We start from the raw sequence: 16,038 nt of genomic DNA on the forward strand, positions 1-16,038 counted from the left end.
GCGCCGGGCGGTCAGAGGGTCTCGACCAGGCGCGCTGCGGTGCCATCGCTCAGCGTGATGCGAGTCCAGCGGCACAGGCTCTGGCGGATTGGCACGACCGTGGAGTCGTTGGTGCCGGTGATGAACTCCAGGGCCGGTGGCGCGAGGCTGTCGCGCCATCCCGAGTCATCCAGTGCGGATTCCATGCGCAGGATTTCCGGGGTTACGAAGCGCCACAGCGAATGCCCCAGAAGGTCGGCCAGCGGGCTGCTGAACTCGGCGGCACGGGAGCCCGAGCAGGCCAGCAAGCGGTGGGTCAGGTCACATACCAGGTGCATGGGCCGTGGGTTTTCCTTGACCAGTCGCGCGAGTGCCTGATCGGCAGAGGCCTCCAGACGTGCAGCCAGCAACTGTTCAAGTTGTTGGTGTGCTGCGGGCTCCATGGCCTGCACGCCACTTTCCCAGCGGGAAATGGTCGATTGGGTGACGTTGAACATCTCGGCGGCGTGAGTCTGTTTGACGCGGTGCAGCAGACGCCATCGCCTCAGCGCTATGCCGGGCAGGGCAGGCTTGAGCAGCAGGTCGGACATTTCGGATTCCGGGAAAGGCGGTGAGGGCGGCCAGTGTGATGAATGCAGGGGCCACAGCGCAAATCCACTGGATAAGCGCGGTGGCCCGGCGCGTGTCAGCCCTTGCGTTGCAGGGTGTGATAGCCCAGCGCTGCCCGCGCTTCGCGCAGCGATTTGCCTTCATCCAGCAGCGCCCGGATACGCGCTTCCACCGCTTCAATCGAGCGCGCGCAGGCCGCTACTTCATGGGCGCGCTCGCGGGGCACGATCACCACGCCGTTGGCATCGGCGACCACAATGTCCCGGGCGCATACGCGGGCCTGGCCGATGGAAACCGGCTGGTTCACCGACGCCACTTCAACCCGGTCCTTGCCGGTGCGCATGAACCGGCCCTTGGTGAACAACGGGTAGCCGTCGCCCAGCGCCTTGCTCACGTCGCGGCACACGCCATCGATCACGGTCGCGGCGATCCGCTGGCTGCCGGCGTACTGGGTCATGATGTCGCCCCACACGGTGCAGTCGGTGCGCCCGTCATTGTCGATCACCACCACATCGCCTTCGGCCACGTCATCGACAAAGTCGCCGACCGTGCCCGGCGGGGTGCTGGCGCTGACGTAGCGCACGGTGAAGGCCGGGCCGACCACCACCTGGCGATAGTTGTCCAGGGGCATGATCCCCAGGCATTGGCCGGGCAGGCCGAGTTTGTCCAGGGCGTCGGACACGCCCGGGGTGTCCAGGCCTGCAAACAAGGCAACCAATTCTTGGTCTTGGGGCGACATGGGTAACTCCTTGTGGTGGTGACAAATCAGTTCGGGTGGAGAGAGGCCGGGCGCGGCTCGGCGATGGTCAGCAAAATGATGAAGCTGATGAACGAGCCGATCGCCAGCCAGGCGAACACGTAGTTCCAGCCGTAGTTGTCCAGCAGCAGGCCGGTGGTGAAGGGTGTTGCAGCGGCGCCGAGCTGGCCGATCATGTTCACGATGGCGTTGGAAATCGGGAAGGTCTTCTTGGTGGTCGGGCCCATCGGGTAGACCATGTAGGAGGAGAAGCCGAGGCTCAACACCACGCCGGTCAGCATCAGCAGCAAGCCATAGGGCAGGGGCTCGGCCGGTGAGTTGATCAGCAGGTACATCATCAACGAGGTACCGACCGCCGACAGCAGCATGCCCGGCTTGCGGCGCCCGCCCATCAGGCGGTCGGAGCACCAGCCACCCAGCAGGTTGCCCAGCACCGCACCCACCCAGGGCGCTGCCGAGACCAGGCCCATGTTCATGATCGAGAACTGCTTGACCGTCATCAGGTAGGTCGGGATCCATGCCAGCAGCACGCTGGAGACGCCGAGCTGGAAGCAATAGCTGGTGGCGCAGCCCCAGACGTTCCAGGATTTGAACACCTCGCGGTTGGTTTCCAGGCGCTTTTCATCGCGGGTGCGAATCATCCGGTCGAGCTTTTCCACCCAGGCCGGGGTCTTGTGCACGCGGGCGGTCTGGGTGATTGCCGTGTCTTCGACGATGTACTGGAGTTCGGCTTGATTGACGAAGCGGCTGCGGGACGGGTGGTCGGCGACCATGAAGTACCAGACCACCGCCAGCACGATGCCGGGGATGGCAAAGAAGTAGAAAATCTCGCGCCAGCCCCACACCGAAATGATCACGGCGCACAGCGGCGGCACGATCACCGGCCCGAACTTCACCGCCGAGAGAAAGATCCCCGACGCAGTGCCTTTTTCCCGCGCCGGAAACCAGTTGTTGATGGTGGTGGTCATGCTGATGGGCAACGGGCCCTCGGCGACGCCCAGCCCCAGGCGATAGAGTTTCAGCGCCAGCAGTGAGCTGGCGGTGCCCACCAGGCCGGTCAGCAACGAGGTCAGCACCATGGCCCCCGGGAGGATGCGGCTCACGCCAAAGCGGCCGAAGGCAAATCCCGAAGGCAGTTGCGCCAGGGCGTAAGCCAGCAGGAACAGGCTGACGAGACCGCCGGCCTGGGCATTGCTCATTTCAAATTCCTGGCGAATAAACGGCAGCGCCACGCCGAGGTTGGCCCGGTCGGCCGCGGCCACGGTGTAGATCAGGAAAATCAGCGCCGCAACCACCCAGCGGTATTGGCTGCGCACAGCGGGTTTTATGACTTCAGGCATAGACATGGGGCGGACCTTGTTGTTGTGAGTGTTGTCCTGTTCGGCCCTAATCTTATGAAGGGCCGAACGCCACCATTAGCGATATTTATTTATGTAAATTCATCACTTTTCCTCTTCAGTCAGCAGGCTGCTGCAGAAGCCGCGGATTGCCTCGCACGCCTGGCGCAACGAGGCATCATCCAGGGCATAGGCGATGCGAAGGTACGGCCCCAGGCCAAAGGCGCTGCCGTGGACCACGGCCACATTGGCCTCATCGAGCAGCGCCAGGGCCACGTCTTCATCGCTGTGCAGCACGCGCCCGCCCGCCGAGGTACGCCCGATCAGCGCCGCGCAGGAGGCAAACGCATAAAACGCGCCGGCGGGGCGGATGCACCCCAGGCCCGGGGTGTCGTTCAGCAGGTCGACCATCAAATCCCGGCGCGCCTGGAACGCCACGCGGCTGTCGCGGATGAAGTCCTTGGGGCCTTCCAGTGCAGCGAGGGCCGCCTGTTGCGAGATCGAGCAGGCGCCGGAGGTTTGCTGGCCTTGCAGCTTTTCCATGGCCTCCAGCAACCAGCGCGGCCCGGTGGCGAAACCGATGCGCCAGCCGGTCATGGCGTAGGCCTTGGACACGCCGTTCATGGTCAATGTGCGCGGTGCCAGCTGCGGTTCAACCTGGGCCAGGGTACGAAATGGCTGGCCGTCGAAAATCAGGTGCTCGTAGATGTCATCGGCGAGGATCAGCACCTGCGGGTGGGCCAACAACACCGCTGCGAGTGCCCGCAACTCGTCCTCGCTGTACACCGCACCCGTCGGGTTGGAGGGCGAATTGAGGATCAGCCAGCGGGTCTGCGGGGTGATCGCCGTGGCCAGCGCCTCGGCTGTCAGCTTGAACCCACTGTCGGCATCACAGGTGACGATGCGCGCTTCGCCGCCGCACAGCTGCACCATCTCCGGGTAGCTGACCCAGTACGGCGCGGGCACGATCACCTCGTCGCCGTCGTTGAGGGTGGCCGCCAGGGCGTTGTAGATCACCTGTTTGCCGCCGTTGCACACGAGGGTGTCCTGCCAGGACACGTCCAGGCCGTTTTCACGCCGGAACTTCGCCGCCACCGCTTCGCGCAGGGCGCGGGCACCCGCCACCTGGGTGTAGCGGGTATGGCCGTTTTCAATGGCCTGGATCGCGGCTTCGCGGATGTGCGCCGGCGTATCGAAATCCGGCTCGCCGGCGCACAGCGAGATGATCTGTGCACCTTGCGCCCGGCGTTCTGCCACGCGGTCCATGATGCGATAGGTGGCAGACGGTTGCGCGCTGGCCAGGCGCGGGTTGAGCCGCTGGATATCGGGGCTCATTGGGTGATCGCCTCGAACTGTGCGTCGTGCATCACCTCGACCACCGAGCGCCCGCTGCGCACCGCCTGCACCATGCCGTCCTGGCGGCGGGCGATGCGCTCGCCGAGGTCCAGGACCTTTTCGATCATCGCCTGGGGCACGAACACCGTGCCGCACACATCGGCGATCACATAGTCGTCCTCGCTGACGCTGACGCCCGCAACGCTGAGGGGCACGCCGGCATCGAGCTGCACCACGCGGTTGCGTGCGCTGATCATGGTCACGCCGCGCCCGTACACCGGGTAGCCGATGGCCTCGCTACCGTCGATATCACGGCTGAACCCGTCGATCACCGTGCCGCGTATGTGTTTGCGCGACGCCGCGTTGGCGATGATGTCGCCCCAGCAGGAAATGCCCTCGATGCCGCCGGCAATCACCAGCACCCGGTCGCGGCTCTCCACCTGTTCGATCACCGGCGTGATCAGGTGCACCGTGGGGGCCGCGTCGGACTTGGGGCCGAGCAATACGGTACTGGCGCGACCGACGATCTTCGGGCAGTTCCACAGCGGGCGCAGGCCCACTGTGGCGCCTTGCAGGCCGAGAAAGTCGAGGGCGTCGGACACGGTATTGGTGTCCAGTGCGGCCAGGCGGTCGAGCAAGTGGTCAGCGGTCATGGGCAAGCCTCGGGTGACGGAGGCGGCCAGTGTCAGCGAGTCGCTTTGATAGGTATATTACGAAGTACAGAAGCCTTGCATACGCTTAACCTATGGATAAAACCATGATCAACTTTCGCCTGATTCGTCACCTCTGGCTGTTCCTCGCGGTGGCCGAAGAGCAGAACTTCGGCCGCGCCGCCAAGCGCCTTGGCATGTCCCAGCCGCCTCTGAGCGAGCAGATCCAGGTGCTGGAGCAGGCGCTCAAGGTCAAACTGTTCGACCGCTCGCGACGCGGGGCCCAGTTGACCCCGGTGGGCGCGGCGATCCTGCCGGCGGTGCGCAAGTTCGCCGAGCAACTGGAGCGCCTGGAGCTTGCGGTGGAGGAAGCGGTGGCGGGGCAGTCGGGGATGTTGACCATTGGCGCGATCTCCACGGCGATGTTCGATGTGTTGCCCGGCCTGATCGAACAACTGAAACTCGATTACCCCCAGCTCACGGTGTCGGTGCGGGAAATCGACAGCGTCGAGGCGCTGCCGGCGCTGGAAGCGGGGGACATCGACCTGGCCTTCGCCCGTCTGGACGGCGACCTGGGCGCCTCGGTGCAGTCGCTGCCGCTGACGGAAGACCGGTTGGTGGTGGCCTTGCCGACCGATCACCCATTGGCGAGCCGCACGCGCATCAGCCTGTCGAGCCTGGCCAATGAACCGTTGGTGATGTTCTCGCGCAATGTCAGCCCGGTGTATTTCGACAACCTGATCGCCACCTGCCGCGCCAGCGGTTTTTCCCCACGGGTGCTGCATGAGGTGCGTTCGGTGGCCTCGCAGATCGCCTTTGTCAGCTATGGGCAGGGCATTGCGCTGGTGCCGGCGTCGCTGAAAAAACTGGCCCCGGCCAATGTGGTGTTTCGCGGGTTGAGCCAGAAACTCAATGTCGTCACCACGGCCATCGCCTGGAACACCCAGCGCCCCAACCCGGTGGTGGAGGCGGTGATCGCGCGGTTTCGCTAAGGGTTGCGCTGGCTCAGGTACTCGAACAGCTTTGCTGCTTCCGGTGCCAACTGCGCCTGGCTGCTGACCCCGACAAACAGGGTGCGCTGCGCCCAGTCGTCGTCCAGTTCCACCGCGATCAACCGGCTGCCCAGCAATTCGTCACGCACCGATGACAACGGCAGGATACCGATGCCCAGCCCGGCTTCGATCATCCGGCAGATCCCGTCGAAACTGCTGACCTGGATCCGCACCTTGAGCACCTTGCCGGCGCTCGCGGCGGCGTCGGTGATCCGGCGCAGCAGCGAGCTGCCCTGATTCAGGGCCACGTAGTCAAAACCCAGGGTGTCGCTGAAAGAAACGCAGCGCTGCGCCGCCAGCGCATGGCCCACAGGCACCAGCAACACCAGCCGGTCTTCACGGTACGGCAGCTTGTACAGCCCCTCGGCCGGGACGTTATCGGCAAAGATCCCGATATCGGCGCGGCCACTTTCCACCGCCTGGATGATCGGCTCGCTGAGGGCTTCTTCCAGGCCGATGCGCACGTGGGGGTTGTCCCGCAGGAACGCCGCCAGGTCGTCCGGCAGGAACTGCACCACCGCCGACGTGTTGGCGAACAGCCGCACATGCCCGCGCACCCCCACCGCGTAGTCACTGGCGTCGCAGGCCATGCGGTTGACGCCTTCCAGGATGATTTTTGCGTGTCCAACCATGCCTTGTCCCGCCGCCGTCAGCTCCAGCCCCCGTGGCAGGCGCACGAACAGCGGGCATTCGGTGGTGCGCTCCAGTTCGGCCAGGCGCTTGCTGGCGGCCGAGACGGTCATGTTGGCCTTTTCCGCGGCGCGGGTGAGGTTGGCGGTTTCGGCGGCGAAGATCAGCAAGCGCAGGGACAGCAGGTCGAAATGCAGGGGATTGATCATCAAGGGAGTCCGAGGGTTTCCAATCTGGAAAGGATAGTGGCGAAATCCGAAATTTTCATCCGCCCGGTTTGTGTCGATTATCCAGGGCACACGCACTCAACAAGAACGGAAAACGTCATGGGCTTACCGCTGCAAGGTCTCAAGGTCGTGGAGCTGGGTCAACTGATTGCCGGACCCTTTGCCGCCAAGATGCTCGGCGAATTCGGCGCCGAGGTGGTCAAGATCGAACCGCCGGTGACCGGCGACCCGCTGCGCAAATGGCGACTGCTGCACGACGGCACGTCTGTATGGTGGGCCGCGCAATCACGCAATAAACGCTCGCTGACCCTTGATTTGCGCCAGGCCGAGGCCCAGCAGGTGGTGCGCCAACTGGTGGCCGACGCCGATGTGCTGATCGAAAATTTCCGCCCCGGCACCCTGGAAAGCTGGGGCCTGGGCTGGGACACGCTGCATGCGCTGAACCCTAAGTTGATCATGCTGCGGGTCTCCGGCTACGGCCAGACCGGCCCTTATCGGGACCGACCCGGCTTCGGCGTGATCGGCGAAGCCATGGGCGGCCTGCGCCACCTGTCCGGCGAGCCGGGGCGTACGCCGGTGCGAGTGGGCGTTTCCATTGGCGACTCGCTATCGGCGTTGCACGGGGTGATCGGCATCCTGCTGGCCCTGCGGCACCGCGACCAGAACGGCGGCGAAGGCCAGCAGATCGACGTGGCGCTGTACGAGTCGGTGTTCAACATGATGGAAAGCCTGTTGCCCGAATACTCGGTGTTCAACGCCGTGCGCGAACCCGCCGGCAGCAGCTTGCCGGGCATTGCGCCGACCAATGCGTACCGTTGCCGCGACGGCGGTTTTGCGTTGATCGCGGGCAATGGCGACAGCATCTATCAGCGCCTGATGGAGGTCATCGGTCGACCCGACCTGGCCGCCGACCCGGCGCTGGCGCAGAACGACGGCCGGGTGTTGCAGGTTGAACGCATCGACGCCGCCATCTCCCAATGGACCGCACACCTGCCGCTGGAAGAAGTGCTGTCGATCCTCACCGAAGCGCGCATCCCCGCCGGCAAGATCTACACCGCCGCCGACATCGCCCACGACCCGCATTACCGGGCCCGCGACATGCTCCTCGACAGCGTGCTTGGCGACGGCACGCCGGTGACCTTGCCCGGCATCGTGCCCAAGCTGGGCACCACCCCGGGCCGCGTCATGCACCCGGCGCCCACCCTGGGCCAGCACACCACCGAGATCCTCGACGGCCTCGGCATCGCCCCCGCGCAGCAAGCCGACTGGCGCCAGCGCGGCATTATTTGAACCGGAGGAACAGCCATGCAACGCCTGTTTTTGCAGGAAGTCGCCACCCGTGACGGCTTCCAGAACGAAGCACGGTTTATCGAGACCGCCGACAAGATCGCCATGATCGACGCCCTCAGCCAGTGCGGTTTCGCCAAGATCGAAGTCACCTCGTTTACCTCGCCCAAGGCCATCACCGCGTTGCGGGATGCCGAAGCGGTGATGCACGGCATCCGCCGCAACCCCGCAGTGGAGTACACCGTGCTGGTGCCCAACGTGCGTGGCGCCGAGCGGGCGCTGGCGTGCAACATTGATGAAGCCAACCTGGTGATGTCGGTCAGCGAACCCCACAACCGCTCCAACCTGCGCATGAGCCGCGAGCAGTCGTTCGCTCAACTGCGCGAAGTGTTCAGCGTGATCGGCGCCAAGGGCCCGGTGGCGATCAATGTGTCGCTGTCGACGGTGTTTGGCTGCCCGATGCAGGGCGATGTACCGGTGGGGGAGGTGCTGCATTGGGTCGAGCGCTTCGCGGAATTGGGTGCCCGTGGCGTGACCTTGTGCGACACCACTGGCATGGCCTACCCGAGCCAGGTCGAGGCGCTGTCCCGGGCTGTGCGTGAGCGGTTCCCGGCGCTGCAACTGACCCTGCATTTTCACAATACCCGTGGCATGGCCCTGGCCAACGCCCTGGCGGCCATCGACGCCGGGGTTGACCGCTTCGATTCATCCCTCGGCGGCCTCGGCGGTTGCCCCTACGCGCCGGGTGCCAGCGGCAATGTGTGCACCGAAGACCTGCTGCACATGCTGCAACTGATGGGCTTCAGCACCGGCGTCGACCTCGACCGCGTGCTGGCGGTTGCCCGGCAACTGCCCGCCCTGATCGGCCACGAGATTCCCAGTCAGGTCCTCAAGGCCGGCAAACGCCTGGACCTGCATCCGATTCCCGCCCATGTCGCCAGCCTGGAAAAGCAGGTGGCCAACACCCTGGAGCTGCGCCGATGATCGACCATCTTGACCACCTGGTACTCACCACCATCGACCCGGTTGCCGCCGAGGATTTCTACGTGCGCGTGCTGGGCATGCAGGTGCAGACCTTCGCCGGCGGGCGCAAGGCGTTCGCCTTCGGCCAGCAGAAAATCAACCTGCACGTGCGCGGCCACGAGTTCGAACCCAAGGCGCACTTGCCGGTGCCGGGGGCGCTGGATCTGTGTTTTATCGCCTCGGTTCCACTGGATCAGGTGATTGCGCACCTGGCCAGGGTCGAGTGGCCAATCATCGAAGGCCCGGTGATGCGCACGGGCGCCACCGGGCCGATCCGCTCGGTGTATGTGCGCGACCCGGACCTCAACCTGATCGAGATTTCCGAGCAGGTACAGCCATGAACGTGGTGTTTCTCGACAGCGAGAGCCTGCCCCTGAACATTCCCGCGCCGGCCTGGGTCACCGACTGGCAAGACCGCCCCCATACGCCTGCTGATCAAGTGGTGGACGTGTCCCGGCATGCCCACGTGCTGATCACCAACAAGGTGCGCATTGGCCGCGTCGAACTGGAACAACTGCCGAACCTGCGCTTCATCTGCGTCGCGGCCACCGGCTACGACTGCATCGACCTGGCCGCCTGCCGCGACTTCGGCGTGACGGTGTCCAACGTGCCGGCGTATTCGGCGCAAAGCGTTGCCGAATCGGTAATCGCCTCGATCTTCGCCCTGCGCCGGCAGCTGCTTGCCTACCAGCGCGCGGCCCGGCAGGACTGGCCGGACTCGCGACACTTTTGCGTGCACCGCGCGCCGATCCAGGATGTGCAAGGCAGCGTGCTGGGCATCTTCGGCAAGGGCGCGATTGGCCTGGCCACGGCGCGCCTGGCAAGTTCGTTGGGCATGCGCCTGCTGTTTGCTGAACACCGGGGCGTGACGTCGGTGCGCCAGGGTTACCAATCGTTTGAAACCGTGCTGGCGCAAAGCGACGTGATTTCCCTGCATTGCCCGCTGACCGAGCGCACCCGTCACCTGATAGGCGCTGCTGAATGTGCACAGATGAAACCCGGCGCCTTGCTGATCAACACCGCACGCGGGCCGCTGGTGGATGAGTCCGCCGTGCTCGTGGCACTGGAGCGCGGCCGCCTGGGTGGCGCCGCGCTGGATGTGCTGTGCCAGGAACCGCCGCCGGCCGATCACCCCTTGCTCAACAGCCCGCATCCCAACCTGATCGTCACGCCCCACGTGGCCTGGGCCAGCCAGAGCAGCCTGCAACGGTTGGCCGACGGCATCCTCGGCAACCTTCAGGGTTACCACAGCGGGAGCCTGATCAACGTCGTGTCGTAGAGGTTTCACCCTCCCACAACAAGGTCCACTCATGAAAACAATAACAAGCATGATTTCGGAAAAATCCCCGTCACGCCTGCGCCGCGTACTGCGCCACCTGTATGTGCAGGTGCTGCTGGCGATCCTGCTGGGCATCATCGTCGGGCACTTTTACCCTGGCGTTGGCGAACAGATGAAGCCCCTGGGCGACACGTTCATCAAGCTGATCAAGATGCTGATTGCACCGATCATCTTCTGCACGGTGGTCACCGGCATCGCCAGCATGCAGAGCCTCAAGCGCATCGGCCGGGTCGGCTTCAAGTCGCTGCTGTACTTCGAAGTGCTGACGACCCTGGCGCTGGTGATCGGCCTGATCGGCGTCAACCTGATGCAGCCCGGCGCGGGGATGCACATCAACCCGGCGACCCTCGATGGCCAGGCGGTTGCCGGCTACAGCAAGCTGGCCCATGAGCAGAGTGTGGTGGGGTTCCTTACGCATATCGTGCCGAGCACGGTGTTTGGGGCGTTTGCCGAGGGCGATATCCTGCAGGTGCTGTTTATTTCCATCCTGTTTGCGTTCGCCTTGCAGATGCTGGGGGCGGCGGGCAAGCCGTTGCTGAACCTGATTGACCTGGTGGCGCAGGCGTTTTTTCGCATGGTCAAGATTGTCATGTATGTGTCGCCGCTGGGGGCGTTTGGGGGGATGGCGTTTACCATCGGCAAGTATGGTGTGGGGTCGTTGGGGGCGTATGGGAACTTGCTGATTTGCTACTACGTGACGGCGGTTTTCTTTGTGTTTGTGGTGTTGAACCTGGTGGCGCGGTTGGCCGGGTTCAGTCTGTGGCAGTTTCTCAAGTACATTCGTGATGAGTTGTTCCTGGTGCTGGGGACATCGTCTTCGGAGTCGGCGTTGCCGCGATTGATGGGCAAGCTTGAGCGCCTGGGGTGTGAGAAATCGGTGGTGGGGTTGGTGGTGCCGTCGGGGTACTGTTTCAACCTGGATGGCAGTTGCATCAACATGACGGTGCTGGCGATTTTCATTGCCCAGGCGTTGGATATTCCCTCGACCTTTGGCACCAGGTCACGTTGTTGCTGATTTTGCTGCTGACTTCCAAGGGCGCGGCCAGTGTGACGGGTGGGGCGTTTATTACGTTGGCGGCGACGTTGGGCAGCCTGGATGTGATTCCGGCGGCGGGGTTGGTGTTGGTGCTTGGGGTTTATCGGTTTATTTCTGAGGGTGGGGCGTTGATTAATGTGATTGGCAATGGGGTGGCGACGCTGTTTATTGCCAAGTGGGAGGGGGCGTTGGATGAGGGGAAGCTGGCGGCGCAGTTGCGGGATGGGTGTGGCAGGGAGGGGCGGGTGTGATTGGGTGTATATCCGTTTGTTAGGTAACGGCCACTTATGGTTTCGCTCTTACAGCGACTCACTTTGGAAAAGCCCCAAAGTAAGCAAAGGGCTCTGCCCCGCCTGTCGGCGCCTCGCCTAGGCTCGGCGTTCCCTCACTCCGGCGATGCTCCGCGGGCCGCCGCGATGGGCCATCCTTGGCCCAGCGCGGCTAAACCGGCGTCCTGCCGGTTTACCCGCTCCGCACCACCTGCGTTCGGCCTCGGGCTTATTGGGGCAGTCAGAGCCAGATCAAGATCAAAAGCAAGAGCACAGCGGCCTACAGGCCGGCTTGAGTGGTAGAAGCTAGATCAAAAGCGAAAGCCAAATCTGAAACTGATGCAGCTCTGCTTTTCTGTGGGAGCTGGCTTGCCTGCGATGCAGACAACTCGGTCTCTCAGGTACACCGAGGCGAGGCCATCGCAGGCAAGCCAGCTCCCACATTTGACCGTGCCCGCTGTAGCTTTTGATCTTGATGTTGCTTTTGCTTCACACCACTCAAGCCGGCCTGTAGGCCGCTGTGCTGTTGATCTGCTTTTGATCTTGATCTTAGGCGCCCCGTTAAACCACGCTGGCCGAACGCAGGCTTTGGAGCGTGGGTAACCCGGCAGGACGCCGGGTTACCCACGCTGGGCCAAGGATGGCCCATCGCGGCGGCCCACGGTCCAAAGCCGGAGTGAGCAACCGTGTCGAAATTCAAGCCATTTCAGCGAAATGCTTTTGATCGCGCACCATCGCATTCAGGATCGTCAGCAACTTTCTCATGCATGCCACCAGCGCTACTTTCTTCGTCTTCCCTGCAGCAAGCAGGTGGTTGTAAAACCTCTCGATCACCGGGTTATGGCTCTTCGAGGACAAGACAGCCATGTAAAGGACACTTCGCACCTCAGCTCGACCACCCCATATCCGTCTACGTCCTTTGTAGAGGCCGCTATCGCAGTTAAAAGGGGCCACACCAACCAATGCAGCCACTTGTTTGCGATTAACCTTACCCAGCTCCGGAACCATTGCCAGCAGCGAAAGTGCGAGCACATTGCCAACGCCCGATACCTCGCGCAGCAAATCATAATTGGCCTTCCAAGCCGGCGAAGCTTTGATCGCTTCGTGCAAGTCATCGTCTGTGCTTTTAAGGCGCTTTTGAAGCCAGACGATATGTGCCTTGATGTCCCGTCGAAGTGCCTTGAATACCGCCTGTTTCAGTCGAGACTCTTCCGCCACGATCATGTCGATGAGCTGGCGGCGTCGAGTCAGTAGATCCGCCAGTTCACGAGCGTGTTCATCTGGGATCTCCCGAATCTCGGGTTTGACCGCCTGGGCAAACTCCGCAATCACCTGGGCATCCAGAGCGTCGGTTTTCGCCAGCCTACCGGTCGCCTTGGCGAAATCACGAACCTGACGGGGATTGACAACAACAACGGGTAATCCAGCAGCACAAAGCTCGGCAGCGGCAAGCCGCTCATATCCACCAGTCGCTTCCAGCACCACCAAAACCGGCTCCTGAGCCTTGAGATGTTTAGCTAAACGCTGGATATCTTCTTGAGTATTGGAAAACTGTTCGACTTGGCCAGTAGTGCTGACGAATGAGTCGAGCTTGTTTTTGGAAACATCAATTCCGACGAACGCAGAGTCATGGTCCATAGCGTTTTCCTCACGTCCAACCTTGCAGAATCGGGCTTTGCGCCCAGGCAACCGTTCGGACTAGTTTAGGAAGGAACCTGCTCCGACCCATGCTCACTCACGATCTCGAAATCAGAGGGCACTACGGTCTGAAGCAGGTGAAAACAATCTTACAAGGGCACACCGAGCCTAGGCGAGGTGCCGAGTGGTGGGGCAAGAGCCTTTTGGTTACTTTTGGGCTCCTTTCAAAAGTGACCCGCTGTAAGAGCGGAACCCATATCAGCCCTGACCGCAACAACGGATATGTACTCCAGCAGGTCAGAAATTCTGCCCCATGGAGAACTGGAACACCTGCCTGGTCGCATTCTCCGGTGTGCGAACCGGCAGCGCCAGGTTGATACTCAACGGCCCCAGCGGGCTGTACCACGTAGCCCCGACACCCACAGAAGCGCCCAGCTGACTAAGGTCAACCCCGTTGCACCCCTGGGTAGTACTCAGGGCGCACTTGTTCGAGTAAACGTTGCCCACATCCCAGAACACCGAAGTACGCACCGATTTGTTGTCCTTGAGAAACGGCATCGGAAACAGATACTCCGCCCCGCCCGTGATCAGGATATTGCCCCCCAGCGCCTCAGCATCCCGGTCGGTGTAGTACTGCTGCCCCGCACTGGCATACGCGCCAGTGGCCGGCGTACTGCGCGGCCCAAGCGTGCCACTCTCAAACCCACGCACCGAACCCTCGCCCCCAGCGGTGTAGTTTTCATAAAACGGCAATCCATCGGTCGAACCGTATCCGTTGGCATAACCCAGCTTGGTATGAAAACGCAGCGTAGTAGAGGTGGTGACCGGCACGAACGTCTGCCCGGAGTAGTCGAGTTTGTAGAAGCTCAAGTCACTGCCCGGAAGCGTCACCGTCAGGTTCAAATTCTGCGAGTAGCCACGGGTCGGCATCACGCCTTTGTTCAACGTCGACTCCGACCACCCCAGGTTCGCCTTGAAGTTGGTGAACTCGCTGCCTTCACGCTGCAGAAAGTCGTAGATCTCATCAGAGCTGTAGATCCCCGGGTCGATGCTGTCGTGTTGCACGGTCAGGCCGAAACTCAACCGCGACGTTTCATTGATCGGGTAGCCGATCGTGGCACCGAGGCCGTAGCTGTTGATGGAGTAGTAGGAAACCCCGCTGCCATCGTCGTAGTAGTTGTTGTAATCGGTGGCGCTGTAGAACGCGTTATAGCCCAGGCTCACCCCGTCCGGAGTGAAGTAGGGGTTGGTAAAACCGATGTTGTACTTGCTTTGATACTGCGAGCGGGTCAAGCCCAGGCTGGCGTAATTCCCGGTGCCCAGGAAGTTGTTCTGGGTGATCGAACCGCCGAGGATCAGCCCGGCATCCTGGGCAAACCCGACGCTGGCGGTGATCGAGCCGGACGCCTGTTCTTCGACGGCGTAGTTCACATCCAACTGGTCATCGACACCCGCCACCGCCGGGGTTTCGACGTTGACCTCTTTAAAGAAGCCCAGGCGCTCCAGGCGAACCTTGGACTGGTCGATCAGGTAGGTCGAGGCCCAGCCGCCTTCCATCTGGCGCATTTCCCGGCGCAGTACCTGGTCGTCGGTCTTGGTGTTGCCCCGGAAGTTGATGCGGTTCACGTAGGCGCGCTTGCCCGGGTCGACGTTAAAGGTGATGTCCACGGTGTGGTCGTCATCGTGGGGCGTGGGCACGCCGTTGACGTTGGCGAAGGTGTAGCCGTCGTTACCCAGGCGCCGGGTGATCAGGTCGGAGGTGGTGGTCATCAGCTTGCGCGAGAACACCTGGCCTTTCTGCACCAGCAGCAGGGACTGGACCTGGTCCTGGGGCACTTTCAAGTCGCCGCTGAGTTTCACCTCACGCACGGTGTACTTCTCGCCCTCGTTGACGTTGACGGTGATGTAGACGTGCTTCTTGTCCGGGGTGATGGACACCTGGGTCGAGGTGATGTCCATGTTGATATAGCCACGGTCCAGGTAATAGGAGCGCAGGCGCTCCAGGTCGCCGGTGAGTTTTTCACGGGCGTACTTGTCATCGTTGGTGAAGAACGACAACCAGTTGCTGGTCTTGAGGGTGAAGGTCGTGGCCAGTTCCTTGTCGGTAAACACCGTGTTGCCCACCACGTTGATGTGCTGGATCGCCGCCACCGCGCCTTCGTCGATCTTGATCTTCAGGCCCACGCGGTTACGCGGCTGTGGCAGCACTTCGGTGTCGACGGTCGCCGCGTAGCGACCCTGGGCCACGTACTGGCGCTGCAGCTCGTTGCGCATGCCTTCGAGGGTGGCGCGCTGGAAGATCTCGCCCTCGGCCAGGCCCGACTGCTTCATGCCTTTGAGCAGGTCTTCGGTGGAGATGGCCTTGTTGCCTTCGAACTCGATGCTGGACACCGACGGGCGCTCGACCACATTGATGATCAATACATCGCCGTCGCGGCTCAGCTGGATGTCCTGGAAGAAGCCGGTCTTGAACAACGCGCGGGTGGAATCCACCAGCCGTCGATCATCCGCCTCGTCCCCCACGTTCAGCGGCAAGGCACCAAACACGCTGCCCGCAGAGACCCGTTGCAGACCGTTGATACGGATATCCGAGATTTTGAAGGCTTCAGCGTGTGCAAGTGTGACATTGAGCAGCAGCGCAACCGAGCAGAGCAGGCGCGAAAAATTCATCAAGATCTTTTCCAGAACACATCGACAAGCAGCGCAAGCGCGCACGGATGACTCGCCGCAGGCGGGTCACCACGACGCGGCCAGACGGGTGGACGGCAAGCATAAGAGCGCCGGGGGTTTGGTGCGGTTAACCAAGTGTCAAGTTAGGTAAAGGTTGGCCCCGGGGCGGTGACGCTGGGCGATACTGTGGCCAGACCCCT

13 protein-coding genes and 1 pseudogene are annotated in these 16,038 nt (G+C 62.6%); 6 read left to right on the plus strand and 8 right to left on the minus strand.

Translation table 11 applies throughout. The features are described 5' to 3' along the window. Window positions 1-11 precede the first annotated feature (11 nt). The 5 genes from JFV30_RS07990 to JFV30_RS08010 all read right to left on the minus strand — a co-directional run bounded on the left by JFV30_RS07990 (window position 12) and on the right by JFV30_RS08010 (window position 4,670). Window positions 12-569, minus strand: a complete 558-nt coding sequence (locus JFV30_RS07990; RefSeq protein WP_201122940.1) for a helix-turn-helix domain-containing protein — start codon at window positions 567-569, stop codon at window positions 12-14. Window positions 570-664: 95 nt separating this feature from the next. After that, the gene (locus tag JFV30_RS07995; protein ID WP_010175397.1) at window positions 665-1,327 is read right to left on the minus strand and encodes an RraA family protein; all 663 of its coding nucleotides are present in this window, start codon (window positions 1,325-1,327) and stop codon (window positions 665-667) included. 26 nt (window positions 1,328-1,353) lie between these two features. Further along, window positions 1,354-2,691, minus strand: a complete 1,338-nt coding sequence (locus JFV30_RS08000; RefSeq protein ID WP_242487038.1) for an MFS transporter — start codon at window positions 2,689-2,691, stop codon at window positions 1,354-1,356. Window positions 2,692-2,787: 96 nt separating this feature from the next. Next, the gene (locus JFV30_RS08005) at window positions 2,788-4,017 is read right to left on the minus strand and encodes a pyridoxal phosphate-dependent aminotransferase (protein ID WP_201122942.1); all 1,230 of its coding nucleotides are present in this window, start codon (window positions 4,015-4,017) and stop codon (window positions 2,788-2,790) included. Beyond that, complete coding sequence (locus JFV30_RS08010) at window positions 4,014-4,670, minus strand: RraA family protein (protein WP_201122944.1); 657 nt, start codon at window positions 4,668-4,670, stop codon at window positions 4,014-4,016. Before JFV30_RS08010 ends, JFV30_RS08005 begins: the two co-directional genes overlap by 4 nt. Before the next feature lie 104 nt (window positions 4,671-4,774). On the opposite strand from JFV30_RS08010, the gene JFV30_RS08015 reads away from it, so the two are divergent. Next, the gene (locus JFV30_RS08015) at window positions 4,775-5,659 is read left to right on the plus strand and encodes a LysR family transcriptional regulator (RefSeq protein ID WP_201122945.1); all 885 of its coding nucleotides are present in this window, start codon (window positions 4,775-4,777) and stop codon (window positions 5,657-5,659) included. Here JFV30_RS08015 and JFV30_RS08020 read toward each other — a convergent pair. Next, window positions 5,656-6,558 (minus strand): LysR family transcriptional regulator, encoded by a 903-nt coding sequence (locus JFV30_RS08020; protein WP_201122947.1) that lies wholly within the window; start codon window positions 6,556-6,558, stop codon window positions 5,656-5,658. The genes JFV30_RS08015 and JFV30_RS08020 overlap by 4 nt on opposite strands. A 117-nt stretch (window positions 6,559-6,675) precedes the next feature. Here JFV30_RS08020 and JFV30_RS08025 point away from each other — a divergent pair, with 117 nt between their 5' ends. The 5 genes and pseudogenes from JFV30_RS08025 to dctA all read left to right on the plus strand — a co-directional run bounded on the left by JFV30_RS08025 (window position 6,676) and on the right by dctA (window position 11,512). Beyond that, entirely contained in the window at window positions 6,676-7,866 is a 1,191-nt protein-coding gene (locus JFV30_RS08025) for a CaiB/BaiF CoA transferase family protein (RefSeq protein WP_201122948.1), read from the plus strand. Between the two features lie 15 nt (window positions 7,867-7,881). Next, window positions 7,882-8,847, plus strand: coding sequence for a hydroxymethylglutaryl-CoA lyase (locus JFV30_RS08030; protein ID WP_201122950.1), 966 nt, complete (start codon window positions 7,882-7,884; stop codon window positions 8,845-8,847). Next, window positions 8,844-9,227, plus strand: a complete 384-nt coding sequence (locus JFV30_RS08035; protein ID WP_169387727.1) for a VOC family protein — start codon at window positions 8,844-8,846, stop codon at window positions 9,225-9,227. The genes JFV30_RS08030 and JFV30_RS08035 overlap by 4 nt, the downstream gene beginning before the upstream one ends. After that, window positions 9,224-10,165, plus strand: a complete 942-nt coding sequence (locus JFV30_RS08040) for a D-2-hydroxyacid dehydrogenase (protein WP_201122952.1) — start codon at window positions 9,224-9,226, stop codon at window positions 10,163-10,165. Before JFV30_RS08035 ends, JFV30_RS08040 begins: the two co-directional genes overlap by 4 nt. A gap of 49 nt (window positions 10,166-10,214) precedes the next feature. Further along, window positions 10,215-11,512: pseudogene (gene dctA / locus JFV30_RS08045) on the plus strand (C4-dicarboxylate transporter DctA). Window positions 11,513-12,226: 714 nt separating this feature from the next. On the opposite strand, the gene JFV30_RS08050 reads toward dctA, so the two are convergent. Together JFV30_RS08050 and bamA are read right to left on the minus strand one after the other, a co-directional pair. Next, a complete protein-coding gene (locus JFV30_RS08050; protein ID WP_201121602.1) occupies window positions 12,227-13,168 on the minus strand; it encodes an IS110 family transposase in 942 nt (313 codons plus the stop codon). A gap of 297 nt (window positions 13,169-13,465) precedes the next feature. Further along, window positions 13,466-15,838 (minus strand): outer membrane protein assembly factor BamA, encoded by a 2,373-nt coding sequence (gene bamA / locus JFV30_RS08055; protein ID WP_169387729.1) that lies wholly within the window; start codon window positions 15,836-15,838, stop codon window positions 13,466-13,468. Window positions 15,839-16,038 lie beyond the last annotated feature (200 nt).

Source organism: Pseudomonas sp. TH32 (assembly GCF_016650855.1).
Taxonomy (GTDB): Bacteria; Pseudomonadota; Gammaproteobacteria; order Pseudomonadales; family Pseudomonadaceae; genus Aquipseudomonas.

Bases quoted from the DNA above. Each gene is read 5' to 3' on its own strand.
- JFV30_RS07990 (WP_201122940.1), bottom strand. From the start codon at position 569: ATGTCCGACCTGCTGCTCAAGCCTGCCCTGCCCGGCATAGCGCTGAGG.
- JFV30_RS07995 (WP_010175397.1), bottom strand. From the start codon at position 1,327: ATGTCGCCCCAAGACCAAGAATTGGTTGCCTTGTTTGCAGGCCTGGAC.
- JFV30_RS08000 (WP_242487038.1), bottom strand. From the start codon at position 2,691: ATGTCTATGCCTGAAGTCATAAAACCCGCTGTGCGCAGCCAATACCGC.
- JFV30_RS08005 (WP_201122942.1), bottom strand. From the start codon at position 4,017: ATGAGCCCCGATATCCAGCGGCTCAACCCGCGCCTGGCCAGCGCGCAA.
- JFV30_RS08010 (WP_201122944.1), bottom strand. From the start codon at position 4,670: ATGACCGCTGACCACTTGCTCGACCGCCTGGCCGCACTGGACACCAAT.
- JFV30_RS08015 (WP_201122945.1), top strand. From the start codon at position 4,775: ATGATCAACTTTCGCCTGATTCGTCACCTCTGGCTGTTCCTCGCGGTG.
- JFV30_RS08020 (WP_201122947.1), bottom strand. From the start codon at position 6,558: ATGATCAATCCCCTGCATTTCGACCTGCTGTCCCTGCGCTTGCTGATC.
- JFV30_RS08025 (WP_201122948.1), top strand. From the start codon at position 6,676: ATGGGCTTACCGCTGCAAGGTCTCAAGGTCGTGGAGCTGGGTCAACTG.
- JFV30_RS08030 (WP_201122950.1), top strand. From the start codon at position 7,882: ATGCAACGCCTGTTTTTGCAGGAAGTCGCCACCCGTGACGGCTTCCAG.
- JFV30_RS08035 (WP_169387727.1), top strand. From the start codon at position 8,844: ATGATCGACCATCTTGACCACCTGGTACTCACCACCATCGACCCGGTT.
- JFV30_RS08040 (WP_201122952.1), top strand. From the start codon at position 9,224: ATGAACGTGGTGTTTCTCGACAGCGAGAGCCTGCCCCTGAACATTCCC.
- JFV30_RS08050 (WP_201121602.1), bottom strand. From the start codon at position 13,168: ATGGACCATGACTCTGCGTTCGTCGGAATTGATGTTTCCAAAAACAAG.
- bamA (WP_169387729.1), bottom strand. From the start codon at position 15,838: ATGAATTTTTCGCGCCTGCTCTGCTCGGTTGCGCTGCTGCTCAATGTC.